Source organism: Klebsiella sp. 1SOBk5mer, from assembly GCF_046603115.1.
Classification (GTDB): Bacteria; Pseudomonadota; Gammaproteobacteria; order Enterobacterales; family Enterobacteriaceae; genus Klebsiella; species Klebsiella quasipneumoniae.
The window spans coordinates 287,534-308,991 of sequence record NZ_JBKIUU010000003.1 but is presented as its reverse complement, the minus strand read 5'-3'; the positions used below and the strand labels follow the sequence as shown (position 1 = coordinate 308,991).

Sequence of the window (21,458 nt, the reverse complement as noted above, 5' to 3'; positions counted from 1 at the left end):
CATGGCGTGAATAAACAGGATTTTTGCGCCATGCGGCGGAAATCAGGGCCGATGCCCGGTTAGCTAAGACGGCGAAAGGTCGCGATCTCCGGTCGGGCGATATGTAAATAGTCTTCGGTATCGAGAATGATCGACCGGTCCAGGCGCCCGGCGTTAAAGGCGATTTGTGGAAAGCGCTCAAACAGCAGCGGGTCGGCCACCAGGCGCAGCGCCGGATGGAAGCTGAAGGGGGGAATGGCGCCGAACACGCAGGCGGTGAGCGCCTCCACTTCCGCCGGGCTGGCCAGCGAGGCTTTGCTGCCGCCGATATGCCGGGCCAGGCTGGCCAGATCGGCCTGCTGATCGGCGGCGAGGATCGCCAGCACATGCTGGTTGACGCCGTTTCCTTTTACTTTACAGACTAACGCTTTCGCGCCCTGGCCAAGCGCGGTGCCGCGGATCGCCGAGACGGCTTCGCACTGGCCGACCGCGTCGTGCGCCATCACCCGGTAGCGCGCCTGGTGTTCGTCGAGCAGCGCGCACAGCCGCTGGTGGATATTACCTTCTACTGCTTCAAGCATAGCGTCCTCCTGACAGCATAAAGCAGCCAGCTTAGCGCTGTTGCGCCGGCCTGCCAACGGTGGGCCGGGAAATTCACCATTCGCTCATTATTGCTTCACAGTGCTGTGTTGCAATCCCGCAGGGCTGGATGAGTTTTGTAAATAAAAAAAAGAATGATTTTCATTTTCAATCGAACTTTTTTTATTTCGCTCAGTCTTTATCGGACGACACAGAATATTAATGATTGCCGTAATGAGGTTAGGATGATGCACGATGCAACCATGCAGGGTTCCCCACGCAAGAAGTTTAATAAAATAAGGGAACTCAACAGACGGCGAAATTACTTCACTAAGAAAGTACGTAATGCCCTGCGGGTGGGAGTGGCGAAAGCGCTCTGGGACCGCCGACGCCGTCAGCCGGTGGATTTGTCGTCCGCGAAAACCGTCTTACTGATGCGCAATGAGGGGGCGGTCGGCGATGTGGTAGTGGATTCCGCGCTGGTGAAATGCCTGCATCAGTCAGGCTATATCGTTGATTTCCTGCTGACGACCTCTAATAGCCAGGTGATGCGTTATAACCCGCGGATCCGCCATATTTATGAAGCTGACCCGGTCACGTCCGCCGATTTTTTGCGAAAATTTAATCATAACGTTCCCCGCGACGTTATTAATGAACTGGCTAATAATAAGTACGATATTATTATTGACCCTTCGCTGTTCGATATTCCCGTGCATCGTCTACGGCTTTTCCGACAAATAAAAGCGAAATCGGTGCTCGGGTTTAATAAATGGCCGTCGATTAAGCACTACTCCCACTCATTTGATTTTGACTGCCAGCGCTGGCACGTGACGAAAACGTTCGAGTTGATCGCCGACTATCTCAAACTGGACACCTGCGGGCTGGATGCTTACGACCTGGCGATCCCCGGGCCGATTATGCAGGAGGTGGCGCAGTATCTGGCGTCGCTGAGCGGAAAAGCGGTAGTGATTAATATTTTTGCCGGCCATGCCGACCGGAGTCTCTCCCAGACGCAGCTGGCCGAACTCCTCGACAAACTGCTGGCTCGCCATCCGGGGATCGCGGTGATTCTGCTCGATCACCGGCGCGAGATCCGCATCCCGCTGCCGCCGGAGGTGGTGGTTAATCCATTTAACACGTTGCACCATGCGATGGCGCTGATTGCCCAGGCGGAGCTGATTATCTCCCCGGACACCTCGGTGGTGCACATGGCGGCGGCGTGGAACAAACCGCTGATCGCGGTCTACAAGGACGTTCTGCTCAACAACCGTCTGTGGGCGCCGGGCTATGACAACGCCAGGCAGGTTATCGTTAAATGCGGGAAGGTGCATCAGCATCGCGAGCTGGTGGATCGGATAATGGCGGCTCTGCCGGAGACGCTGTGAGGCGATGAGGGGAGGCTCACCTGCTGGCCGTATGCAAGAGCCAGCAGGTGAGCGAAGGTTGCATTGCCAGTCTGCAACCGCCGCTATTGTACTGTTGCCCGTGGCTCTGCCACATCCGGGAAAGCTCTTAAAGAGGGGGGGCCGCGAGGGACGGGCGGGATTACTCTTCAGTGAGCCACATGTCCGCCTCTTCAAACATCTCCTGCACCGTGCGGCTGATCAGCTCTTTTTCATGCTTGCTGGCGTCGGTGTTGATCGCCGGGAGCGTCATCATCGGCTTCACCCGCACTTCCGCCTGCGGAAAAATGCGCTGCATGCGTTTGGTCAGCTCGTTAAGAATGGTCTCTCTGGCGCCCGGCAGCCCGGCAAAATTGCGCTTGTCATAAATCAGTTCCACAAACATCTTCTGTCCTCTGTATGCTGATCGCGGGCGATAGTTTTACTGTATTAATGTACAGTGTCAAGCGATTGCCGCGGCGCTGCGCATCCGCCATCTCGCGCGGCGGGCGGGCTGCGCGCAAAAGCAGCAAACGGTTCGCCACCGACGACGGTGACCTTTAGTGACATCAAGGAGTTATTTCAGTGCTGGCGATTGATAGCTGGAGCCGATATTGACCGGCAAAACCGGCAAAACTACTGTATATATATTCAGTATTATATGGTGGGTTGAAAAATGAACTTTTACACGCCGGTTGAGCTACGTCAGATTGTCTCCTTTCCCTTTTTTGCCGACCTGGTGCAGTGCGGCTTTCCCAGCCCGGCTCAGGACTATGTCGAGAAGCGAATCGACCTCAACGAGCTGCTGGTGCAGCATCCCAGCGCGACCTATTTTGTCAAAGCCGCTGGCGACAGCATGATCGACGCCGGCATTGACGAAGGGGATCTGCTGGTGGTGGACAGCGCGCGCAAAGCGGAGCATGGCGATATCGTGATTGCCGCCGTCGGCGGCGAGTTTACCGTAAAAAAGCTGCAGCTTTTGCCGCGGGTGCAGCTTAACCCGATGAACCCGGCCTATTCGCCCATCGTGGTCGGCCGCGAGGAGACGCTCGATATTTTCGGCGTGGTGACCTACATCATCAAGGCGGCGGGCTGATCATGTTCGCGCACTGTGATGTGAACGCCTTCTATGCGAGCTGCCAGACCGCCTTCCGGCCAGACCTGAAGGGGCGGCCGGTGGTGGTGCTGTCGAACAACGATGGCTGCGTGATCGCCCGCTCGGCGGAGGCGAAGCCGTTTGTGAAAATGGGCGAACCCTACTTTAAGCAGAAGGCGGCGTTTCTTCGCCACGGCGTCGTGGCGTTCAGCAGCAACTATGAGCTGTACGCCGACATGTCCAGCCGGGTGATGTCCACCCTGGAAGAGCTCGCCCCGCGCTGCGAAATTTACAGTATCGATGAAGCCTTTTGCGATGTCAGCGGCGTGCGCCACTGCAGAGATCTGACTGACTTTGGCCGGGAAATCCGCGCCACGGTGCAGCAGCGCACCCATCTGACGCTGGGCGTCGGGATCGCCCCGACCAAAACCCTGGCGAAGCTGGCCAACCACGCGGCGAAACAGTGGCAGCGGCAGACGGGCGGGGTAGTGGATTTATCTTGCCCGCAGCGGCAGCGAAAGCTGATGGCGCTGCTGCCGGTGAGTGAGGTCTGGGGCATCGGGCGGCGGATCGGCAAAAAGCTCGAGGCGATGGGGATCGGCACGGTACTCCAGCTGGCGGAGAGCGATATCCGCTTTATCCGCAAGCACTTCACGGTGGTGCTCGAGCGAACGGTACGGGAGCTGCGCGGCGAGCCTTGCCTGGCGCTGGAGGAGTTTGCCCCCGCGAAGCAGGAAATTATCTGCAGCCGCTCGTTCGGGGATCGCATTACGGCCTATGAGGATATGCGCCAGGCGATCTGCAGCTATGCCGCGCGGGCAGCAGAAAAGCTGCGCGGTGAGCATCAGTACTGCCGGTTCGTCTCCGCCTTTGTCAAAACCAGCCCCTTCGCGCTGAATGAACCCTATTACGGCAACAGCGCCTCGCTGAAGCTGCTGACGCCGACGCAGGATTCCCGGGATATTATCGCCGCGGCGACAAGCTGCCTGGACGCCATCTGGAAAGCGGGGCACCGCTATCAGAAGGCCGGGGTGATGCTCGGCGATTTCTACAGCCAGGGCGTCGCCCAGCTGAACCTGTTCGACGAGCTTGCCCCGCGGCAGAACAGCGCCAGGCTGATGCAGGTGCTCGACCAGCTGAATGCGAAAAACGGCAGGGGGGCGCTCTATTTTGCCGGCCAGGGGATCCAGCAGCAGTGGCAGATGAGGCGAGAGATGCTATCGCCGCGCTACACCACGCGATACGGCGACCTGCTCCGCGTCAGATAACGCGCTTTATCCCTGCACCGCAGCCGGAAAAACTGCCGCCAGCCAGTCAATAAAGACGCGGAGCCGGGGCGGGACGTGCCGGTGCCGGGCATAGACGACGTGAAAGGGATAGGGGGCCGGGCGCCAGGCGGCGAGGATCTCCACCAGTTTGCCGCTTGCCAGCGCGGGTCTTAGCGAATAGGTAAAGGTCTGCACAATGCCTAAGCCCGCCTCGACGGCGGCAATATGCGCATTGCTCTCATTGATGCCGAGATGGGGCTCTGTCTTGAGCTCGGTACTGACGCCGTGACGCGTAAAGCGAAACGGAAACGCTCTGCCGCTGGCCGGCGACAGATAGCTGATGAGCTGGTGGCCATGATGGAGTTCATCCGGCGAGGCGGGCGTGCCGCAGCGCTGAAGATAGCCCGGGGTGGCGCAGGTAACCAGCGTCGCCTCGCCGATTTTACGGGCGATCAGCGTCGAGTCTTCCATCGGCCCGCCGCGGATGGCGCAGTCAATATTGCCGCTGATGAGGTCCGCGGGTTTATCGGCCACCTGCAAATCAATACGGATATCCGGCCAGGAGGTCATAAAGTCCGCCAGCAGCGGGATCAGCACATCGCGCGCGGTCGACCCGCCGATGGCGATCCGCAGATGGCCCTTCGGCTTATTGTGGGCGGTATTGAAGGAGGCGTCGATCTCTTCCAGGTCTTCCAGCAGGCAGCGAGCTTTTTCATAGTACTCCCGTCCTTCCGGCGTTACGGTAATACGCCGGGTGGTGCGCTGCAGGAGGGAAACCCCCAGGTGCGCTTCCAGTTGCTTGATGGTTTTGCTGAGGGTGGCGTTGGGCATATCCAGCGAGTCCGCGGCGCGGGTAAAGCTGCCGGCTTCGACAACGCGGGTGAAGGCTTTGAGGGCTGAAAACCGGTCCATTATGGGCGTGATCCTGGTTATTGGACGTCATTATCCACGGAGGGGAAAAGTGTTTTTCAGATTAGGCCATTTTTCCGCCTCTGTGAGGCGATTACAGTGCTTTCCATACCCGGCGGGGCGCTTTCGCGAGCCTGGCCTGTTTATACTCTAACCAAGGAAATGCACCATGAGCAAAAAACTTGCGGATAAAGTGGCGTTAGTGACTGGCGGCAGCACCGGGATTGGCCTGGCGTCGGCGAAAGCGCTGGCGGAGCAGGGCGCGAAGGTGTATATCACCGGCCGCCGACAGGAGGAGCTGGATGCGGCGGTAAGATTCATCGGGCCCGCCGCCCGCGGGATCCGCGCCGACGCCGCCGTGTTAAGCGACCTTGACGCGGTATTTGCGACCATTGCCGACGAGTCCGGCCGCCTGGATGTGCTGTTCGCCAATGCTGGCGGCGGGGATATGCTGCCGCTCAGCGCCATCACCGAAGCGCACGTCGAGCGGATTTTCGCCACCAACGTGCGCGGGGTGGTGTTCACCGTGCAGAAAGCGCTGCCGCTGCTCACCGACGGCGCCTCGGTGATTTTGACCGGCTCTACGGCGGCGGTCAAAGGGACGGCGAACTTCAGCATCTATAGCGCCAGTAAAGCTGCGGTACGCAGCCTGGCGCGCTCCTGGGCGCTGGAGGTGAACGACCGCGGGATCCGCATCAATGTCGTCAGCCCGGGGCCGGTGCGTACCCCGGGTCTGGGCGGGCTGGTGGCGGAGGCGGACCGTCAGGGCCTGTTCGATGCTCTGGCCGCCAGCGTACCGCTCGGACGGCTGGGCGAGCCGGAGGAGATTGGTCGGACGGTGGTGTTTTTAGCGTCGGATGAGTCGAGCTTTATTAACGCCGCAGAGATCTATGTCGACGGTGGAATGGCGCAAATCTAAGCACAGTCTGTCGCCAGGCGAGCCGCCCTGGCGGAGACCGGGGCGGCTCGTGGTTTTGGCGAGCGTTGACGCACCGTCCGGGAGCAGCTTATTGCGTACCCAGCTGTTTCATCAGCGTCAGGTTATCTTCAATATGCCAGTTGGCGGCAATTTTACCGCCGCTGATCTGATAGATATCGGTGGCGATAAAATCGATATTTTGTCCTTTACCCTGCCGGGTGCCGAAGGTCCCGGTAAAGTGGCCATGAAAATGTAAGTGTGAGACCACCCGGTCACCGGCCACGATCATTTGTTCGACATCACAGCGTAAATCCGGCACCGCCTGGCGAAACGCTCTGGAGGCAAGGATCGCTCCTTCCGGCCCCTGTCGGCGCCCTTCCGGGGGCGTTTTATCGATAAAATTCCCCGCCAGCGCCGCCCGGGCCAGCGCTTCATCGCCGGTATTCCAGAACGTGGCGTATTGCCTGGCGACATATTCATTGGCGGCGCGTGTGGCAGCGGGAAGGCTGCTATCAACGATGAGCTGGGCTGGCTTCAGCAAACCCTGCGGGGCTGAAAACGCGGAGCCGGATATCCCGGCAAGCAGCAGCGCGGTGGCGCAGCGACGGCGCGTGATGCCGCGTCTGGCCTGCGTGCAGACCACAGCGACACCACGCCCGGCAGGTAACATGTTGTGGGTCATTTTCACTCTTTATGCTCCGTATAGAAGGGATAGTCGGTATAGCCCGCCGCCGTTCCGCCAAACAGCGTGCCGGGATCGCTGACGGTCGCCAGCGGCCAGCGGTGCTGAAGCCGCTGCGGCAGGTCGGGATTGGCAATAAACGGCCGGCCGAAAGCCACCAGGTCGGCGAGACCGGCGCCAAGAATACGCTCCGCCTTCTGCTGATCGTAATTGCCGGCCACGATCAGCGTGCCGCTGAAGGTTGCGCGCAGCGTGTCGCGGAAGTGCCGGGGAACGGCTGGCGCATCGTCCCAGTCCGCCTCCGCCAGATGGATAAAGGCGATACCCTGCTGTTCGCACCAGGCCGCCAGGGCAAGGATGGCGTCGATCACCTGCGGGTCATTCATCCCGCGCTGGGTAATGAAGGGGGAAAGGCGGATGCCCGTCCGCTCGCGGCCGATAGCGTCGCTGATGGCGGTCAGCACCTCCTGGGCAAAACGGATCCGGTTGTTCAGGCTACCGCCGTACTCATCGGTGCGCTGGTTGGCGGTACGCCGCAGGAACTGGTCGATCAGATAGCCATTACCGCCGTGCACCTCCACGCCGTCAAACCCCGCCGCGATCGCATTGCGCGCCGCCTGGCGGTAATCGGCGACAATACGCTGGATATCCGACCGGGAGAGCGCCCGCGGCGGTGGGCAGTCCACCATCTGGCCCCGGCCCTGCTCATCCACCACCCAGACCTGGGCGTCCGGCGCCAGCGCCGAGGGGGCCACGGGTTGACCATCCGCATGAAAACGGGCGTGCGACATGCGTCCCACGTGCCAGAGCTGAGAAAAAATAACGCCGCCGGCCTGGTGTACGGCCCGGGTCGTCAACTGCCAGCCGGCAATCTGGTCTGCGGAATGCAGGCCGGGCGTCCAGGAGTACCCCTGTCCCTCAGGAGAGATTTGCGTCGCCTCCGTGACGATTAACCCCGCGCTGGCGCGCTGGCGATAATACTCCGCCATCAGCGCGGAGGGGATATTTCCCGGCTGCAGGGCGCGCGCCCGGGTCATGGGGGCCATGACGATGCGGTTTTTCAGCGGCAGCGTACCGATGCGATGACGATCAAAAAGTGAGAGCGTATTCATAATGATGTCCCTTGCGAGTGGAATGGAAATCACTTTACAGTCGGGATCTGATTTTGATAATTAGACGAAAAACAGATTCACTTTTCGGGAAATGCGAAAAATGGGCAAACTGGAAGATATGGCGCTGCTGGTGGCCGTCGCCGAGGCGGGGGGACTCTCCGCCGCCGGCAGACGGTTGTCGCTCTCGCCGGCCACCATGACTGCACGTCTGAAGGCGATGGAAGAGCGTTATCAGACCCGCCTGTTCCATCGTTCCACGCGGGCTATCACTCTGACCAACGCGGGGGAAGATTTTTATCATGCCGCGCGGCGCGTGCTGGAGGAGGCGCGCCACGCCGAGTCGTTGCTGACGCAAAAAGAGGGGGTCCTGAGCGGCGATATTCGCCTTTCCGCCCCCTCCGACTTTGGCCGACAATACCTTAGCCCGGCCATCGTCGACTTTACCCGCCGTCACCCGGAAGTGACCTTTTCCGTCTACTTAGGCGAGCGCGTGGAGGATCTGGTCGCCAACCGGCTGGATATGAGCATTCGCGTCGGTAACCTGCCGGACAGCAGCCTGGCCATCCGCCACATTCGTCCTAACCACCGAGTGCTGGTGGCCTCGACGGCTTACCTTGCCGCCCGTGGAACGCCTGCTTCGCCCGAGGCGCTGCATCATCATCGCTGCCTGGCGCTGGAGCGGCACGGCGTGGTGATGAACGAGTGGCGCTTTGAGGAGGCGGGAAAAGAGCAGGTCATCCGGGTGACGCCGGCGATGGTCTGCGACGATGGGGCACTGCTGCGGCAGTGGGCGCTCAGCGGGGCGGGGATCGCCGGTAAATCATGGTGGGATGTGAAGAGGGATGTCGAGGAGGGGCGGCTTCAGGTGCTGTTTGCCGACCGCTTCACCGGTTTCAGCCGGTTAGACCGCAAGGAGGTTGGGCTGCAGTTTGTCTTTCCCCAGCGAAAGCTGCAGCCCCCTCAGGTATCGGCGTTTATGGCGTTTTTTATCGACTGGCTGGAGAGGTGACGGGCACGGCGGTTAGTCATGCTCAGAACCGCAAAGGATGGCCCCCGGGTGTTATGCCAGCCTATAGAGTCTTGATCTCAAATATGATTAGATAGCTTTCACTTAAAACCAGTCAGTGGCTGCCATGAATCTCAGGGAAAAAATCATTAATGAATTCGGCGGGTTGTCGCCCGAGCTGCAACGCGCCGCCGAGTTCTCACTGCAAAATGCCAGTCAGCTGGTGGTGTTATCCATGCGCGCCTTCGCGGCGGAAGCCGGGGTAAAACCGGCGACGCTGCTGCGTCTGGCGCAGCGGCTGGGCTACCGCGGCTGGAGCGAGCTAAAAAGCGATTTCATTGACGACCTGGGGCTGCGCAATGATACATACGTATCAAAAGCGGAAAAAATGATGGCCCGCGGGACGCAAACGCAGCTGTATAAAGAGGTATTTCAGGCGCATCAGGCGAACCTGACCTTTACGCAAAACGAAAATGCCCAGCAGATGGAGCAGGCGGTGACCTTGCTCGATAGCGCGGAGAATGTCTATATCTGCGGATTCCGCGCCAGCTTTCCGATCGCGTGGTCGCTGTTCTATGTCTATCGACTGTTTAACCGCCAGGTGTCATTGATCGATGGCCTGGCCAGCAATATCGAAGTCTTTACCCGCGAACTCACCGCCCGGGACTGCGTCTTACTCACCAGCTTTGCGCCCTATTCACGCGAATCACTGGATGTTTTACGGGCAGCCCGGCAGGCCGGGGCGAAGATCCTCGCCATTACCGACTCGCCGGTTTCCCCCTTAGCGCAGGCGGCAGACTGCACGCTGCTGTTCTCCATCGACAGTCCGTCATTTTTCCCTTCCGTGGTCTCCGGCATGGGGCTGGCGGAGTGTCTGCTGGCGATGCTGGTGGTGCGCCACGGCCGGGAGGCGGTGAGTAAAATTGAAAGTGCCGAACGCTATCTCATTGAGTCTGGCGCCTACGTGATCCCCGGTAAGTCCTGATAAATGATTCAAATGTATCAGTTATAAGTATAATGGATGCATTTATATCTTTAATTCGTTGACGTGATCCAAATGGATCCTGCAAGATACGCTCAATTAATGTAGCGGATTCAGGAGCAGAACCCAGTATGAGTCATGTCATTCACCGCAGCCTGCGTAGCACGCCGATGGTGGCCTCACGTGCGCAAGGGGCCTATATCTTTGATGCCCAGGGAAAACCGTATCTTGATGCCTGTGGCGGGGCGGCGGTTTCCTGCCTCGGACACGCGCATCCTGATGTGCTGGCGGCGATGCACCGCCAGATCGATCGGCTGGCCTATGCGCATACCAGCTTTTTCACCAGCGATGCCGTCGAGCAGCTTGCCGAACATCTCACCCGCACGGCGCCCGGCGAGCTTAACTACGCCTACTTTGTCTCGGGCGGTTCTGAGGCGGTAGAGACGGCGCTGAAGATGGCGCGGCAGTACTTTGTGGAGATCGGCCAGCCATCGCGCACCCGCTTTATCGCCCGTCAACAGAGCTATCATGGCAATACGCTGGGCGCGCTGGCGGTGGGCGGTAACGAATGGCGCCGTCGCCAGTTTGCCCCCTTATTAATGGATGTTATCCGCGTCTCCGCCTGCAATGAGTACCGCGATCGCCGGGCTGACGAGACCCAGCAACAGTATACCGAACGTCTGCTCAATGAGCTGGAGCAAGCCATCCTTGAGGCCGGCCCGGAAACGATCATCGGTTTCTGTGCGGAAACCGTGGTGGGAGCGACGACGGGAGCCACGCCGCCGACGCCGGGCTATCTGCAAGGGGTCCGCCGCCTGTGCGACAAATACGGCATCCTGTACATCGCGGATGAGGTGATGTGCGGTATGGGGCGGACCGGGACGCTGCATGCGTTTGAACAGGACGACGTGGTGCCCGATTTAGTGACCATCGCCAAGGGACTCGGCGGAGGCTATCAGCCGATTGGGGCGGTACTGGCGAGTGAGACCATCGTCTCCGCGCTGAAGGCGGGCAGCGGGTTGTTCCAGCACGGTCACACTTACATTTGTCATGCCACCGCCGCGTCGGCAGCCCTGGCGGTGCAGCAGGTGATCGCGCGCGATAATTTACTGGACGCCGTCAAACAGCAGGGCGCCTATCTGCACAAGGCGCTGCGCGAGGTGCTGGGGGAGTTACCGCATGTCGGTGATACGCGCGGACGCGGCCTGTTTGCGGGGGTCGAACTGGTGCGCGATAAAGACGCCAAAACGCCATTCGATCCTGCCCTGAAGCTGCACGCCGCGATCAAAGCAAACTGTATGGCGCGCGGACTGATGGTCTATCCCATGGGCGGCACGATCGATGGCCAGTCTGGCGACCACATCCTGATTGCACCGCCGTTTATCATCACCCCGGCGCAGCTCGATTTTGTGGTCGATACCCTGAACAGCGTGATCCGCGAAGAGACGGGGAAATTATGATCAATCGTTTACCGCCCCTGGCGGAACAGGAATGGGACGATCGGCAGCGTCAGTTAGCGGAAGAGATCATCAACGGACCGCGCGGCGCCTTACTGCCGCCTTTTGAGCCGCTGTTGCGTAGTCCCGAGCTGATGGCCCATGCCCAGCGTATGGGGGAGTACCTGCGCTATCGCAGCGCGCTGGGCCAGCGTCTTTCTGAACTGGCGATTTTGCTGACCGCGCGGCACTGGTCGCAGCCGGTAGAGTGGGCGATCCATGCGCCGATAGCCCGCGAGAAAGGGATCTCTGCCGCGGCGGTGCAGGCGATTAAGGAAAGGCGCCGGCCCGCGGATCTGCGGCCCGATGAGCAGGCGATCTATGACTTCTGTCAGCAGCTGCATCAACAGCAAAAGGTCAGCGATGAGACCTGGCAACAAGCCATTGAGTTATGGGGCGAGAAGGGCGTGGTGGATCTGATTGGAATAAACGGTTATTACAGTTTTCTCTCCATGGTGATGAACAGCGCGCAAACGCCAGTACCGGATACCTCTGACGCTCTGTTTTCTGAATAAGTTATCGATTTTATTCGGGCGCATAAAACTGCGCCCGGCATATCAGCTCTTATTATTGGTTCTTCCGGCGAGATATTTCGCAGGATGACGTTCGTTGTAGGCTATTTCACTGACGCTGAGGGTAATTATGAGTGGATTATTTAAGAAATTAAAGCTGACGCTGGCATTAGTTATTTGTTCAGCCAGTTTTGTGACAGCAGCAGAAGATAAAATAACGGTGGGTGTCGATACTGCCTTTGTTCCATTTGAATTTAAACAAGGCGATAAATATGTCGGCTTTGATATCGATCTGTGGGACGCGATTGCGAATAAAATGCATATCAGCTACGAATTAAGGCCAATGGATTTCGGCGGCCTGATCCCCGGTCTGCAGTCGCGTAATCTGGATGTGGCGATGGCGGGAATAACGATTACCGATGCGCGCAAGCAGGTCGTGGACTTCAGCGAAGGATATTATAATGCCGACCTGCTCATGGCCGTGAAAAGTACCGACAACTCCATTGTTAAATTCAGCGATTTGACCGGGAAAAAAGTCGGCCTTAAGCAGGGGACAGCGGCAGCCAGCTTTATGAAAAGCAAATATAAAGCGAATTATATCGAGTTCCCGAATATCGATAACGCCTACCTTGACCTGCAGGCCGGTAATCTCGATGCCGTGGTTCATGATTCACCGAATGTCCTTTACTACGTGAAGACGGCGGGTAACGGCAAGGTCAAATCCACCGGTGAGACGGACAGCATTCTGCCACAGCAGTATGGCTTTGCGATGCAGAAAAACAGCAGCCTGACGCCAAAAGTCAACCAGGCCCTGCAGGCCCTGCGCGCCGATGGCACCTACGACAAGATTTACGTAAAGTGGTTTGCTAAACAGCCGAAATAACCCTGCCAGGTCGGAGCAATCCGACCTCATATTTTCTTTACGGGTAGAAGCATGAATTTTGACAGTCGCTATATTTGGGATGCATTGCCGCTGCTGATGCAAGGTTTGCAGCTGACGCTGATTATTTCGTTATCAGGCTTGTTAGGTGGATTAATCATTGGCTTGCTGGCCGGCACCTGCCGCGCATTAGGCGGAACAATATCCAAAACGGTATCGCTGGTGTTTGTGGAAGTCATCCGCGGGACGCCAATTATGGTGCAGGTGATGTTTATCTACTTCGCCCTGCCGATGGTGTTGCCAGTGCGTATTGATCCGGTTCCCGCCGCCATTATCACCATTGTGATTAACTCCGGGGCTTATATAGCGGAGATCACCCGGGGGGCGATTCTGTCGATTAATAAAGGATTTAAAGAAGCCAGCCTGGCGATGGGATTATCGCCGCGCAGCACCCTGTGGCATGTCATTATGCCGCTGGCTTTTCGGCGGATGATCCCGGCATTAGGCAATCAGTGGATTATCAGTATAAAAGATACCTCGCTGTTTATTGTCATTGGCGTGGCAGAATTAACCCGTCAGGGACAAGAGATTATTGCCGGCAATTTTCGGGCGCTGGAGGTGTGGACGGCGGTGGCGATGATTTATCTGTTTTTGACATTGTGCCTGAGCTTCCTGCTGAAACAACTTGAGAAAAGGATCCATATTTTATGAGCATGGTTGAATTTAGCGCGGTGGCGAAAAACTTCGGCGCCACTCAGGTGCTGCACGATATCAATTTAAAGATTGAAGCGGGCGAGGTAGTGGTGATCATTGGCCCTTCCGGTTCGGGAAAATCGACCCTGCTGCGCTGCATTAACAAGCTGGAGGAGATCTCTTCGGGAACGCTGCTGGTGGCGGGCATGCACATTACGGATCCGCACGCGAATGAGTGTGATATTCGTCGCGAAGCCGGTATGGTGTTTCAACAGTTTCATTTATTCCCGCATCTGACCGCCCTGGAGAATGTTATGTTCGGTCCGCTTCGCGTGCGCAAGCAGAGTAAGGCCGCGGCGCGGGAGCAGGCGCTGGCGTTGCTGGACCGCGTGGGGCTGCGTGAACGCGCCAACCACTATCCGGCAGAGCTCTCGGGCGGTCAGCAGCAGCGCGTGGCGATAGCGCGCGCCCTGGCGGTGAAACCCAAAATGATGTTATTTGATGAGCCAACATCCGCCCTCGATCCCGAACTGCGGCATGAGGTGTTAAAGGTCATGCGATCCCTGGCCGAAGAGGGCATGACGATGGTGATTGTGACCCATGAGATTGGCTTTGCCAGAGAGGTGGCTTCCCGGTTGATCTTTATTGATGGCGGCACCATTGCCGAAGATGGTTCACCTGAGGCGCTGCTCACGGCCAGCAGCAATCCGCGTCTGCAAGAGTTTTTGCAACACGTATCCTGAACATAAGTGAATGATGACAATATGAAAACAATCGCAATCCGTGGTTCCGCCTATGCGGTCGGTCAGCAGCTTGGCGCGTTTGGTCGTGAGGCCTGGCATACTAAAATCAGGCAAACGGCGCTGTGGCAAACCGTAACCGCCCTGAAAACGGCGGAACAGACCCAGCGCATGCGCGCAGCCGTGCAGGCGCAGTTCCCGCTGATTTGGCAGGAGCTGGAGGGCATGGCGGAGGGGCTGCAGGCGCCGGTGGATGAGGTGTTCGCCTGGAACTGTCGCGGCGATCTGGTACGTTCGACGTCAGATGGCTGCACCACCCTGGCGGGGAGAAGCCCGGAGGGCGCGTTGATCATTGCGCACAATGAAGACGGCTTCCCGCAGCTGCGTGAAGAGTGCGCCATCGTCAGCGTAACCCCGGAGGTGGGCCTCGCCTTCACCAGCTTTGCCTATCCCGGCTCCCTGTGCGGGCATACCTTCGCGGTGAATGAGAAGGGGATAGTCAATACGGTCAACAATATTCGCGCCGTGCATCGTCCGGACGGCATGCCGCGCCAGATTGTGGCCCGCGCATCGCTGAACGCCGCCACCTTAGAGGAAGCCGTCACTTTGCTGAGCGCCACGCCGCGCGCGGGCGCGTTTCACCACACCCTGGGCCAGATGGGCGATAGCCGTCTGTTTAGCGTGGAAGCCACCGGCTCCGGCAGCTCGGTGCTCGAGTTGTCCGCCACCGGCGGGCATGCCAACCATCTGATCCATCCCCAGCTTGCGGCCATTGAACAGATCGTGACCGGGAGCTCCGGTTCGCGCCAGCGGCGCCTGGACGCGTGGCTGACGACGAACCCGCCGCTGGATGGCGTGACAGCGAAAGCGATGCTCTCCGACCAGCAGGATCCGCTGTTACCGATTTACCGGCTGTCTCCCGACGATCCGGATGAGGAAAATACGCTGGCGACGGCCATTTTTACCTTGAGCGCGACCCGCGTCGTGTGGCAGGTCTTCACTCTGGACCGTGAAAACGCGGTTTTACAGGGCAGCGTTTAGCGGGCTGAGGGCGCTTTCAGCAGGGCGATCAGCAGCGTACTGCCCACCATGATCCCCGCCGCCAGCCACACCATTCCCGACAGGCCAGCTGAGGCGATCAGCTGGCCGCCGACAAGCGCCCCGGTGCCGATGGCGGCATTAAAAATGGCCACGTAAATGGCTGACGCCGGCTGGGCGACCGCGCCCGCGCTGCGCAGCAGCCAGGTCTGTAAGCCGACGAACACAATCGCGATGCCGGCGCCCCACAGGGCTAACAGTAGCCCGCTAAAACAGAACGGCAGTGGCGCAAGACGGGCGGCGCCAAGGATCGCCAGCGCGCCACCGCTCAGCAGCAGCGCAGCGAAAATCAGCCCCTTCAGATGACGATCGATAAGCTTACCGGCGATAACGTTACCCAGCAGCCCGGAAACCCCTGACAGCAGCAGCAGGCCGGAGAGGGCGGTCGCCGGGACTCCCTGCAGATTTATCAGCAGCGGTTCAATGTAGGTGAAGGCGGCAAAGTGAGCGGTAATGATGCAGGCCGTGGCGCCATACAGGCCACCGAGCAGCGGATTGCGGAAAATATCGCGATAAACACGCAGCCTGACGGAGGCAGGGGCGGCCAGCGGGGGCAGCGTCGAGCACAGCGCCGCAGCGGCGGCCAGTGACAGCAAGGCCATCGCCATAAACGCGTGTCGCCAGCCCGCCAGGGTGGCGATAAAGCTCGCCAGCGGTACCCCCACTACGCTTGCCGCCGACACGCCGCCAAAAATGATCGCCGTGGCCAGCCCCAGCCGGTGCGGCGGCACCAGCTGCGCGGCGACGATGCCAATTAAGGCCCAGAAGGCGCCATGGGCCAGGGCGCCAATCATGCGGGCACTCATCAGGGCGAACATCGAATAAGACCGGGTTGCGGCGAGGCAGGAAAGCGCCAGGATCAGCATCAGCCCGACCAGCAGCGCCTTGCGGGAAATACGCGCCGGCATCGCGCCGGAAAGCAGAGCCGCCAGGGCGCCCACCCAGCCATAGGCGGTGACGGCGAGGCCCATGCCGGATTCCGTCTGGTGAAAATCCGCCGCCAGGGCGCTGAGCATGCCCACCGGCGCCAGTTCGCTGGTGACGATCGAAAAGGCGCAGATCCCGAGCGCAACGACGGCTATCCAGACGCGCGCCGGCGCCGGGTGGAGGGGTAAAGCAATCTCTTTCATATTAGGCGTATCCTTAGGAAAGGTGCGTTCCGCGCGGTGCGCGGACGTTCCGGTGAGAAGCGAGCAGGCGACCGGATGGCCTGGTTGTCTCCGCGAGTGGCGTGCAGTATCATCCCTGCGAAACTGATAAAAAAGAGCGGAAAACGGAGAGTCGTTTTCCGTAAATGGAAAATAGATGACCGCAGAATTTAACTGGGATGATGCGCGCATATTCCTCGCCATCGCCCGGGCGGGAACGCTGAGCGGCGCCGCCGACAAGATGAACATGGGGATTGCCACGGTCTCCCGCCGGCTGGATCGGCTGGAGCAGGCGTTGAACGTTCCGCTCTTCAGCCGCCATCAGAGCGGCTATCGCCTGACCGACGATGGCGAAGCCCTGCTCGCGCGGGCTGAGGCGCTGGAATACGCAGGCCTGGCGTTCGGCGAAGCGGCGCAACTGCAGGGGCATGTCGCCGGGGTTGTCCGCCTGGCCACCGCGGACAACCTGGCCACGCATTTTATTCTGCCCTCCCTGAAAGGGCTCCTGGACCAATATCCCGAGCTGCGGGTGGAGGTGCTGAGCGGCGTGCAGCCGGTGAACCTGCACCGTCGGGATGCCGATCTGGCGATCCGCATGGTCAAGCCTGAGGCCGGGCATCTGACGTTAAAGCGTCTGGGGACAGTGGGGTTTGGCGTCTATGGCGCCGCCGGCTATCTGCCCGGCGCGGACGGCCTGTCGCTGAGCGAGGCGGACTTTGTGGGGTGGCCGGAAACTCACCAGCACCTGCCGGCCGCCCAATGGATCACGCGCACCCTGCGCGGCCGGCCGTGTAAAGTCGAAGCCAATACGCTCGTGGCCCAGGTTTCCGCGGTATCCGCGGGCCTCGGACTGGGCGTCCTGCCGCACTTTATGGCGCGGGCCAGCGGCCTGCAGTGCCTGCAGCCGGAGATCGGCGCGGATCAGACCCTCTGGCTGGTGATGCATTCCGACCTGGCCGGGTCAAGACGCGTGCGGGTTCTCGCCGACCATCTCATCGCTCTCTTTGCGGATCATCAAGAGCGGCTGGCGATGCCCTGACGCTAACGCTCAGGGGATCACCCGCGCCGTTCTCAGTTGCGAAAACAGGCTGAAAAACATCTCGTCTGTGGCCTGCATTCGCAGGAAGCCAGCCCGGCGCAGTTTACTGCCATCGCCAAACATATCGTACTGCCAGCCGAACACGAAATCGGCAAACTCACCGTCGCTCAGGCGCAGAATGTCCGCTTCCACCAGCCGCTCTGCGGCCAGCTCGCGCCAGACGGCACGGTAGTCGCTGAATAACTGATGAAATGAGAGCCTGACCGGCGGGGCGCATTCCAGTTCAAACCACTGCGCGATGCGCGGCCACAGCTCGCACCAGCGCCAGATATCACCATTATTGACGTTGAAGGCCTCGTTTTCCCCCGCCGGTGAGGCGGCGGCCCACAGCGTGGCCTCCGCCAACAGGTCGGCGTCAGTATGATCGACAATGCTGTGCCAGGTGGTTAACGTGCCGGGAAAGCGCAGCGGTAAGCCCAGGGCTTTGCACAGCGATGCGTACAGCGCGATGCTCAACGCAAGATTCATGGCGTTACCCGCCGCCGGGCTGCCCACCACGCCGGGCCGGACAGCGCTCCAGTGCCAGGCTTTGCCTTGTTGAAAGTGGCGGAGCCACGCGAGCTGGGCGGCATTAAATTCAGCCCCGGGTACGCCGGGATCGCTTTCCCGTGCCGGTGTTTTAAAAGGGCCAAGATGGGCGCCATACACTTTATACCCTTGCATCAGGCTGACCGCCTGCAGCGGGGCGTTTTGCTCGACGTGACTGACCAGATTACGCAGCATGGTAACGTTCGGTTCCACCATCTCGCTCCAGTTTCCGGCATTCCTCCAGGCACTGTAAAAAATGTGGGTCACGGTGGACAGCGGCTGGAGCGCTTGTGCGCTATGCCGGGCATCGCGTAAATCGACGTGAATCATCGGGATCGTCCCTGGTTGCGACAGGGCGCGGTGGCTGAGGCCGATAACCTCCCATCCACGACGTAACAGGGTGTTGACCAGCTGGCGGCCAACGATGCCGCTGCTGCCAGCGACCAGTGCGACCTGAGAGGATGTCTTGTTCATGGCGTTTCTCCTGGGAAGGTGACCGACACAGTGTGCTAGATTATTTTTTTGCCACCTATCCCATGAAACGGATGACACTTATCAGCAGAATCATTAAATGAATAATAAGCTCACCGCCATCGCCACCTTTCTGCGCGTTGCCGAAGCCGGCTCCTTTTCCGCAGCTTCCCGGCAGCTCGGGATGAAGCAATCTGCCGTCAGTCAGCAGATCGCCGCGCTCGAAGAGGAGCTTGGCGTGGTGTTACTCCATCGTACGACGCGGGCCATGATGCTTACCGAGCAGGGGGAGCATTACCGGCGTGATATGCAGCGGGTGCTGAACGCCATGCAGGAGGCGGAAAGGCGGCTCAACCCGGCGGAGCCTCAGTTTCAGGGACGGGTGCATGTCCAGCTGCCAAGCGGTCTCGGCAGCCTTCTGCTGCCGCATCTGCTGGCGCTGCAGAAACAGTATCCTGAACTGCACCTGATGCTGTCGCTCGACGATCGGATCGCCGATCTGGTTACCGAAGGGGTGGATGTGGCGCTGCGTCTCGGCCATGAGCCGCCGCCATCCCATGCTGCGCGGGTTCTGGCGCGGATTGAAACGGCGCTCTTTGCGGCACCAGGTCATTACGCCGTCCAGTCCGTGGACGACCTGGCGGTGTATCCACACGTTCGGTTTAGCGGCCTCCCGCGTGATGCTCCGCTGCGGATAATTTCCGCAGACGAGACGAGAGAAGTGCAGGTTAAGACCGTTTTTCGGGCCAACACCAGCGATGCGCTGTTACAGGCGCTGGAATCCGGCATCGGCATCGGAGGGATGCAGCGACCGCTGGCGGCCAGGGCCCTCAGGGCCGGAAGGCTGGCGCCGATCCTGGCCGACTGGCGATTACCGGACCGCTTCCTCTATGCCGTCTATCCCGATGCCCGTTTTATTCCGCCGCGGGTCAGAAGCGTGATTGCTTTGATTGAGGCGCGACTGCCCGAGATAACCGCGGGGGCTGAGGGAGAGGGGCCACCTGATTCAGAACCGTGCGCGGTATCGTGACGCTCCCCTACAGGTGGCTCCTGATGTTAAGGTGAGACGTTTATCACCACAGGAGAACGCAAATGATTGTCAGGACCTGGCACGGCTGTGTGCCATTGCAACATGCCGAGGGGTTTGCCCGGCACCTCGAGCAGACCGGCGTGGAGCACGCCCGGGGTATCTCCGGCAACAGGGGCGCGCTGGTACGCCGGGAAAACCAGGGCGAATGGGCGCATTTCTTTCTCGCCACCTACTGGCAGGATCTCGCGGCGGTCAAAGCCTTCGCAGGCGAAGACTATCACGTCGCGGTCACCTATCCGGACGACGAAGTATTCGAACTGCTCTCCGACCCTTACGTGTTTCAGCATGAAGTTGAGGCCGTGTCGCCGCTGTAGGCTGATGGCCGGGCAGGCGGAAGTTAGGCCAGCAACAGACGGTTGCTGGCCAGGAGAGTGTGACGTTGTCCTCCTTTTGTACCGCCATCCCGCAATGGCGGGAAGCGGTACAACGTCCGCTTTGATGGGGGACAGGCACGAAAACAGCGTGTGTCGAATGACAGGAACACTTAGCGTTTTAGTGCGGTAACAATGGCGGCTTCCATTTTCTCCGGCGTCGTGAACGGCGCGTAACGCCTGAGGGGGATGCCGTCGCGACCGATGAGGAACTTGGTGAAATTCCACTTGATCCGTCCGCCGAGCACGCCGGGCAGCGCTTGTTTCAAATAGCGAAACAGCGGGTGCGCGGCAGGGCCGTTGACGTCCACTTTCTCAAACATCGGGAAGCTCACGCCGTAGTTAACGTGACAGGTCTGCTCGATTTCATCCGCACCGCCGGGTTCCTGCTTGCCAAACTGGTTGCAGGGGAAACCAAGCACAACCAGCCCCTGAGCCGCGTACTTTTTGTAGAGCGCTTCAAGGCCGGCATATTGCGGCGTGAAGCCACAATGGCTGGCCGTATTCACCACCAGAACCACCTTGCCAGCATAGTCAGCCATGGAGAGAGGCTGTCCGCGCAGACTGGTGGCGGTAAAGGGATAAAAGGGGGTCATATCAAGGCTCCTGAGAGTCGAAACCAGTCAACGCCGACGCCGTCACGCAGCGCATTGACGCCTGGGTTCGCAATTTGTGGGTCATGACATAAGTCTGGCAGAAAGCTTTCATGGGTGGCTCCCTCTGCGGAAGATTTTCAAGATTAACCTTGTGTATCCCTATTCTGGTTGCCACCGTGCGCGGCGATAAACATGGCGACGGCCGACCGACAATAAGATTCTATTTCGTTGTCGTCCTGTGCTTTGGCCTCATCGAAGCGCGCGATCATCAGAAGGTCGGAGCCTTTAAAAAGTGCGGCAAACAAACGAGCGGACTGGTGAGGATCGGGCACGTTCAGAAGGGTCTTGGCGTGCAGTTGATGCAAAAGCGCCTCGATTTGGGCGATGACATGCGCGGGGCCAGCTTCATAATGGCGTTTGCTTAATGACCTTTGATGCGTCTTGTCGGCCATGACCATGGCTTCGACACTACGAACGTCTGCTCTCAACAGCGTACGAAGCAGGAGTGCTCCTACCACCATCAACTGATCTTCAACCGAACCCTCAACGCCTTCAAGAAGAGCCTGTGGTGCAAAAAACTGATGGCAGCCGGCCATGATGGCCGCGCTGAACAGCGCCTCTTTATTATCGAAGTGCCGATAGATGCTGAGCTTAGATATCTTCGCTCGCTGGGCGACCTTGTCCAGCGTCGTCGCCTGAAATCCCAGTTCCAGAAAGAGTTCAGAGGCGGCGGCGACGATGGTCTGGCCAAGCGCCTCGTTGACGGGCCGGCCCCGTCGGGTCTGGCTGTTTTTATGCGTCATTAAATATAGTCCTTGACAG

The 21,458-nt window shown here is 59.5% G+C and carries 24 protein-coding genes and 1 pseudogene; 15 read left to right on the top strand and 10 right to left on the bottom strand.

Features of this window, described 5'->3' with window-relative positions:
- Positions 1 to 59: 59 nt before the first annotated feature.
- Together ACLH1U_RS10350 and ACLH1U_RS10345 are read right to left on the bottom strand one after the other, a co-directional pair.
- Entirely contained in the window at positions 60 to 560 is a 501-nt protein-coding gene (locus tag ACLH1U_RS10350) for a YbaK/prolyl-tRNA synthetase associated domain-containing protein (RefSeq protein ID WP_023289251.1), read from the bottom strand.
- A gap of 95 nt (positions 561 to 655) precedes the next feature.
- Positions 656 to 812, bottom strand: a pseudogene (locus ACLH1U_RS10345) (hypothetical protein).
- On the opposite strand from ACLH1U_RS10345, the gene ACLH1U_RS10340 reads away from it, so the two are divergent.
- Entirely contained in the window at positions 807 to 1,943 is a 1,137-nt protein-coding gene (locus tag ACLH1U_RS10340) for a glycosyltransferase family 9 protein (RefSeq protein ID WP_072096653.1), read from the top strand. The pseudogene ACLH1U_RS10345 and the gene ACLH1U_RS10340 sit on opposite strands and share 6 nt — an antisense overlap.
- Before the next feature lie 160 nt (positions 1,944 to 2,103).
- On the opposite strand, the gene ACLH1U_RS10335 is transcribed toward ACLH1U_RS10340, so the two are convergent.
- The gene (locus ACLH1U_RS10335) at positions 2,104 to 2,346 is read right to left on the bottom strand and encodes a DinI family protein (RefSeq protein WP_032452490.1); all 243 of its coding nucleotides are present in this window, start codon (positions 2,344 to 2,346) and stop codon (positions 2,104 to 2,106) included.
- Positions 2,347 to 2,616: 270 nt separating this feature from the next.
- On the opposite strand from ACLH1U_RS10335, the gene ACLH1U_RS10330 reads away from it, so the two are divergent.
- Entirely contained in the window at positions 2,617 to 3,036 is a 420-nt protein-coding gene (locus ACLH1U_RS10330) for a translesion error-prone DNA polymerase V autoproteolytic subunit (RefSeq protein ID WP_032452491.1), read from the top strand.
- A gap of 2 nt (positions 3,037 to 3,038) precedes the next feature.
- Positions 3,039 to 4,304, top strand: coding sequence for a Y-family DNA polymerase (locus tag ACLH1U_RS10325; RefSeq protein ID WP_065805789.1), 1,266 nt, complete (start codon positions 3,039 to 3,041; stop codon positions 4,302 to 4,304).
- Positions 4,305 to 4,310: 6 nt separating this feature from the next.
- On the opposite strand, the gene ACLH1U_RS10320 is transcribed toward ACLH1U_RS10325, so the two are convergent.
- Positions 4,311 to 5,216, bottom strand: a complete 906-nt coding sequence (locus ACLH1U_RS10320) for a LysR family transcriptional regulator (protein ID WP_023289255.1) — start codon at positions 5,214 to 5,216, stop codon at positions 4,311 to 4,313.
- 166 nt (positions 5,217 to 5,382) lie between these two features.
- Here ACLH1U_RS10320 and ACLH1U_RS10315 point away from each other — a divergent pair, with 166 nt between their 5' ends.
- A complete protein-coding gene (locus tag ACLH1U_RS10315) occupies positions 5,383 to 6,132 on the top strand; it encodes an SDR family oxidoreductase (RefSeq protein WP_012542112.1) in 750 nt (249 codons plus the stop codon).
- 88 nt (positions 6,133 to 6,220) lie between these two features.
- On the opposite strand, the gene ACLH1U_RS10310 is transcribed toward ACLH1U_RS10315, so the two are convergent.
- Both ACLH1U_RS10310 and ACLH1U_RS10305 read right to left on the bottom strand, forming a co-directional pair.
- Positions 6,221 to 6,814 (bottom strand): ester cyclase, encoded by a 594-nt coding sequence (locus tag ACLH1U_RS10310; protein WP_102002555.1) that lies wholly within the window; start codon positions 6,812 to 6,814, stop codon positions 6,221 to 6,223.
- Between the two features lie 2 nt (positions 6,815 to 6,816).
- Positions 6,817 to 7,926, bottom strand: coding sequence for an alkene reductase (locus ACLH1U_RS10305; RefSeq protein ID WP_102002553.1), 1,110 nt, complete (start codon positions 7,924 to 7,926; stop codon positions 6,817 to 6,819).
- Between the two features lie 100 nt (positions 7,927 to 8,026).
- On the opposite strand from ACLH1U_RS10305, the gene ACLH1U_RS10300 reads away from it, so the two are divergent.
- From ACLH1U_RS10300 to ACLH1U_RS10265, 8 genes are all read left to right on the top strand, one after another.
- Positions 8,027 to 8,935 carry a LysR family transcriptional regulator gene (locus tag ACLH1U_RS10300; RefSeq protein WP_023289259.1) on the top strand — a complete coding sequence of 303 codons (909 nt, stop codon included), beginning with the start codon at positions 8,027 to 8,029 and terminating at the stop codon, positions 8,933 to 8,935.
- Between the two features lie 124 nt (positions 8,936 to 9,059).
- Entirely contained in the window at positions 9,060 to 9,917 is an 858-nt protein-coding gene (locus tag ACLH1U_RS10295) for a MurR/RpiR family transcriptional regulator (protein WP_064154862.1), read from the top strand.
- A gap of 128 nt (positions 9,918 to 10,045) precedes the next feature.
- Positions 10,046 to 11,374 (top strand): aspartate aminotransferase family protein, encoded by a 1,329-nt coding sequence (locus ACLH1U_RS10290; protein WP_032454899.1) that lies wholly within the window; start codon positions 10,046 to 10,048, stop codon positions 11,372 to 11,374.
- Positions 11,371 to 11,925 carry a carboxymuconolactone decarboxylase family protein gene (locus ACLH1U_RS10285; protein ID WP_171005034.1) on the top strand — a complete coding sequence of 185 codons (555 nt, stop codon included), beginning with the start codon at positions 11,371 to 11,373 and terminating at the stop codon, positions 11,923 to 11,925. The genes ACLH1U_RS10290 and ACLH1U_RS10285 overlap by 4 nt, the downstream gene beginning before the upstream one ends.
- 127 nt (positions 11,926 to 12,052) lie before the next feature.
- Positions 12,053 to 12,805 carry a glutamine ABC transporter substrate-binding protein GlnH gene (gene glnH / locus ACLH1U_RS10280; protein WP_101861471.1) on the top strand — a complete coding sequence of 251 codons (753 nt, stop codon included), beginning with the start codon at positions 12,053 to 12,055 and terminating at the stop codon, positions 12,803 to 12,805.
- A 51-nt stretch (positions 12,806 to 12,856) separates the two neighbouring features.
- Positions 12,857 to 13,513 carry a glutamine ABC transporter permease GlnP gene (gene glnP, locus ACLH1U_RS10275; RefSeq protein WP_023289264.1) on the top strand — a complete coding sequence of 219 codons (657 nt, stop codon included), beginning with the start codon at positions 12,857 to 12,859 and terminating at the stop codon, positions 13,511 to 13,513.
- A gap of 2 nt (positions 13,514 to 13,515) precedes the next feature.
- Positions 13,516 to 14,238 (top strand): glutamine ABC transporter ATP-binding protein GlnQ, encoded by a 723-nt coding sequence (glnQ, locus tag ACLH1U_RS10270; RefSeq protein WP_048295788.1) that lies wholly within the window; start codon positions 13,516 to 13,518, stop codon positions 14,236 to 14,238.
- 21 nt (positions 14,239 to 14,259) lie between these two features.
- Positions 14,260 to 15,276: a C45 family autoproteolytic acyltransferase/hydolase gene (locus tag ACLH1U_RS10265; RefSeq protein ID WP_072422042.1), complete on the top strand. Its 1,017-nt coding sequence runs from the start codon at positions 14,260 to 14,262 to the stop codon at positions 15,274 to 15,276.
- Here ACLH1U_RS10265 and ACLH1U_RS10260 read toward each other — a convergent pair.
- Positions 15,273 to 16,463 (bottom strand): MFS transporter, encoded by a 1,191-nt coding sequence (locus ACLH1U_RS10260; RefSeq protein WP_048297305.1) that lies wholly within the window; start codon positions 16,461 to 16,463, stop codon positions 15,273 to 15,275. The two genes, ACLH1U_RS10265 and ACLH1U_RS10260, sit on opposite strands and share 4 nt — an antisense overlap.
- Positions 16,464 to 16,638: 175 nt before the next feature.
- Here ACLH1U_RS10260 and ACLH1U_RS10255 point away from each other — a divergent pair, with 175 nt between their 5' ends.
- A complete protein-coding gene (locus ACLH1U_RS10255; protein WP_032452499.1) occupies positions 16,639 to 17,520 on the top strand; it encodes a LysR family transcriptional regulator in 882 nt (293 codons plus the stop codon).
- Positions 17,521 to 17,529: 9 nt separating this feature from the next.
- Here ACLH1U_RS10255 and ACLH1U_RS10250 read toward each other — a convergent pair whose 3' ends face one another.
- A complete protein-coding gene (locus tag ACLH1U_RS10250) occupies positions 17,530 to 18,582 on the bottom strand; it encodes an SDR family oxidoreductase (protein WP_285202984.1) in 1,053 nt (350 codons plus the stop codon).
- A gap of 97 nt (positions 18,583 to 18,679) precedes the next feature.
- Here ACLH1U_RS10250 and ACLH1U_RS10245 point away from each other — a divergent pair, with 97 nt between their 5' ends.
- Entirely contained in the window at positions 18,680 to 19,609 is a 930-nt protein-coding gene (locus ACLH1U_RS10245; RefSeq protein WP_411299232.1) for a LysR family transcriptional regulator, read from the top strand.
- 62 nt (positions 19,610 to 19,671) lie between these two features.
- Positions 19,672 to 19,983 (top strand): hypothetical protein, encoded by a 312-nt coding sequence (locus ACLH1U_RS10240; RefSeq protein WP_285202981.1) that lies wholly within the window; start codon positions 19,672 to 19,674, stop codon positions 19,981 to 19,983.
- Positions 19,984 to 20,153: 170 nt separating this feature from the next.
- On the opposite strand, the gene ACLH1U_RS10235 is transcribed toward ACLH1U_RS10240, so the two are convergent.
- Together ACLH1U_RS10235 and ACLH1U_RS10230 are read right to left on the bottom strand one after the other, a co-directional pair.
- Positions 20,154 to 20,636 (bottom strand): glutathione peroxidase, encoded by a 483-nt coding sequence (locus ACLH1U_RS10235; protein ID WP_285202980.1) that lies wholly within the window; start codon positions 20,634 to 20,636, stop codon positions 20,154 to 20,156.
- 143 nt (positions 20,637 to 20,779) lie between these two features.
- Positions 20,780 to 21,439: a TetR/AcrR family transcriptional regulator gene (locus ACLH1U_RS10230; protein WP_285202979.1), complete on the bottom strand. Its 660-nt coding sequence runs from the start codon at positions 21,437 to 21,439 to the stop codon at positions 20,780 to 20,782.
- Positions 21,440 to 21,458 lie beyond the last annotated feature (19 nt).

Bases quoted from the DNA above. Each gene is read 5' to 3' on its own strand.
- ACLH1U_RS10350 (WP_023289251.1), bottom strand. From the start codon at position 560: ATGCTTGAAGCAGTAGAAGGTAATATCCACCAGCGGCTGTGCGCGCTG.
- ACLH1U_RS10340 (WP_072096653.1), top strand. From the start codon at position 807: ATGCACGATGCAACCATGCAGGGTTCCCCACGCAAGAAGTTTAATAAA.
- ACLH1U_RS10335 (WP_032452490.1), bottom strand. From the start codon at position 2,346: ATGTTTGTGGAACTGATTTATGACAAGCGCAATTTTGCCGGGCTGCCG.
- ACLH1U_RS10330 (WP_032452491.1), top strand. From the start codon at position 2,617: ATGAACTTTTACACGCCGGTTGAGCTACGTCAGATTGTCTCCTTTCCC.
- ACLH1U_RS10325 (WP_065805789.1), top strand. From the start codon at position 3,039: ATGTTCGCGCACTGTGATGTGAACGCCTTCTATGCGAGCTGCCAGACC.
- ACLH1U_RS10320 (WP_023289255.1), bottom strand. From the start codon at position 5,216: ATGGACCGGTTTTCAGCCCTCAAAGCCTTCACCCGCGTTGTCGAAGCC.
- ACLH1U_RS10315 (WP_012542112.1), top strand. From the start codon at position 5,383: ATGAGCAAAAAACTTGCGGATAAAGTGGCGTTAGTGACTGGCGGCAGC.
- ACLH1U_RS10310 (WP_102002555.1), bottom strand. From the start codon at position 6,814: ATGACCCACAACATGTTACCTGCCGGGCGTGGTGTCGCTGTGGTCTGC.
- ACLH1U_RS10305 (WP_102002553.1), bottom strand. From the start codon at position 7,926: ATGAATACGCTCTCACTTTTTGATCGTCATCGCATCGGTACGCTGCCG.
- ACLH1U_RS10300 (WP_023289259.1), top strand. From the start codon at position 8,027: ATGGGCAAACTGGAAGATATGGCGCTGCTGGTGGCCGTCGCCGAGGCG.
- ACLH1U_RS10295 (WP_064154862.1), top strand. From the start codon at position 9,060: ATGAATCTCAGGGAAAAAATCATTAATGAATTCGGCGGGTTGTCGCCC.
- ACLH1U_RS10290 (WP_032454899.1), top strand. From the start codon at position 10,046: ATGAGTCATGTCATTCACCGCAGCCTGCGTAGCACGCCGATGGTGGCC.
- ACLH1U_RS10285 (WP_171005034.1), top strand. From the start codon at position 11,371: ATGATCAATCGTTTACCGCCCCTGGCGGAACAGGAATGGGACGATCGG.
- glnH (WP_101861471.1), top strand. From the start codon at position 12,053: ATGAGTGGATTATTTAAGAAATTAAAGCTGACGCTGGCATTAGTTATT.
- glnP (WP_023289264.1), top strand. From the start codon at position 12,857: ATGAATTTTGACAGTCGCTATATTTGGGATGCATTGCCGCTGCTGATG.
- glnQ (WP_048295788.1), top strand. From the start codon at position 13,516: ATGGTTGAATTTAGCGCGGTGGCGAAAAACTTCGGCGCCACTCAGGTG.
- ACLH1U_RS10265 (WP_072422042.1), top strand. From the start codon at position 14,260: ATGAAAACAATCGCAATCCGTGGTTCCGCCTATGCGGTCGGTCAGCAG.
- ACLH1U_RS10260 (WP_048297305.1), bottom strand. From the start codon at position 16,463: ATGAAAGAGATTGCTTTACCCCTCCACCCGGCGCCGGCGCGCGTCTGG.
- ACLH1U_RS10255 (WP_032452499.1), top strand. From the start codon at position 16,639: ATGACCGCAGAATTTAACTGGGATGATGCGCGCATATTCCTCGCCATC.
- ACLH1U_RS10250 (WP_285202984.1), bottom strand. From the start codon at position 18,582: ATGAACAAGACATCCTCTCAGGTCGCACTGGTCGCTGGCAGCAGCGGC.
- ACLH1U_RS10245 (WP_411299232.1), top strand. From the start codon at position 18,680: ATGAATAATAAGCTCACCGCCATCGCCACCTTTCTGCGCGTTGCCGAA.
- ACLH1U_RS10240 (WP_285202981.1), top strand. From the start codon at position 19,672: ATGATTGTCAGGACCTGGCACGGCTGTGTGCCATTGCAACATGCCGAG.
- ACLH1U_RS10235 (WP_285202980.1), bottom strand. From the start codon at position 20,636: ATGACCCCCTTTTATCCCTTTACCGCCACCAGTCTGCGCGGACAGCCT.
- ACLH1U_RS10230 (WP_285202979.1), bottom strand. From the start codon at position 21,439: ATGACGCATAAAAACAGCCAGACCCGACGGGGCCGGCCCGTCAACGAG.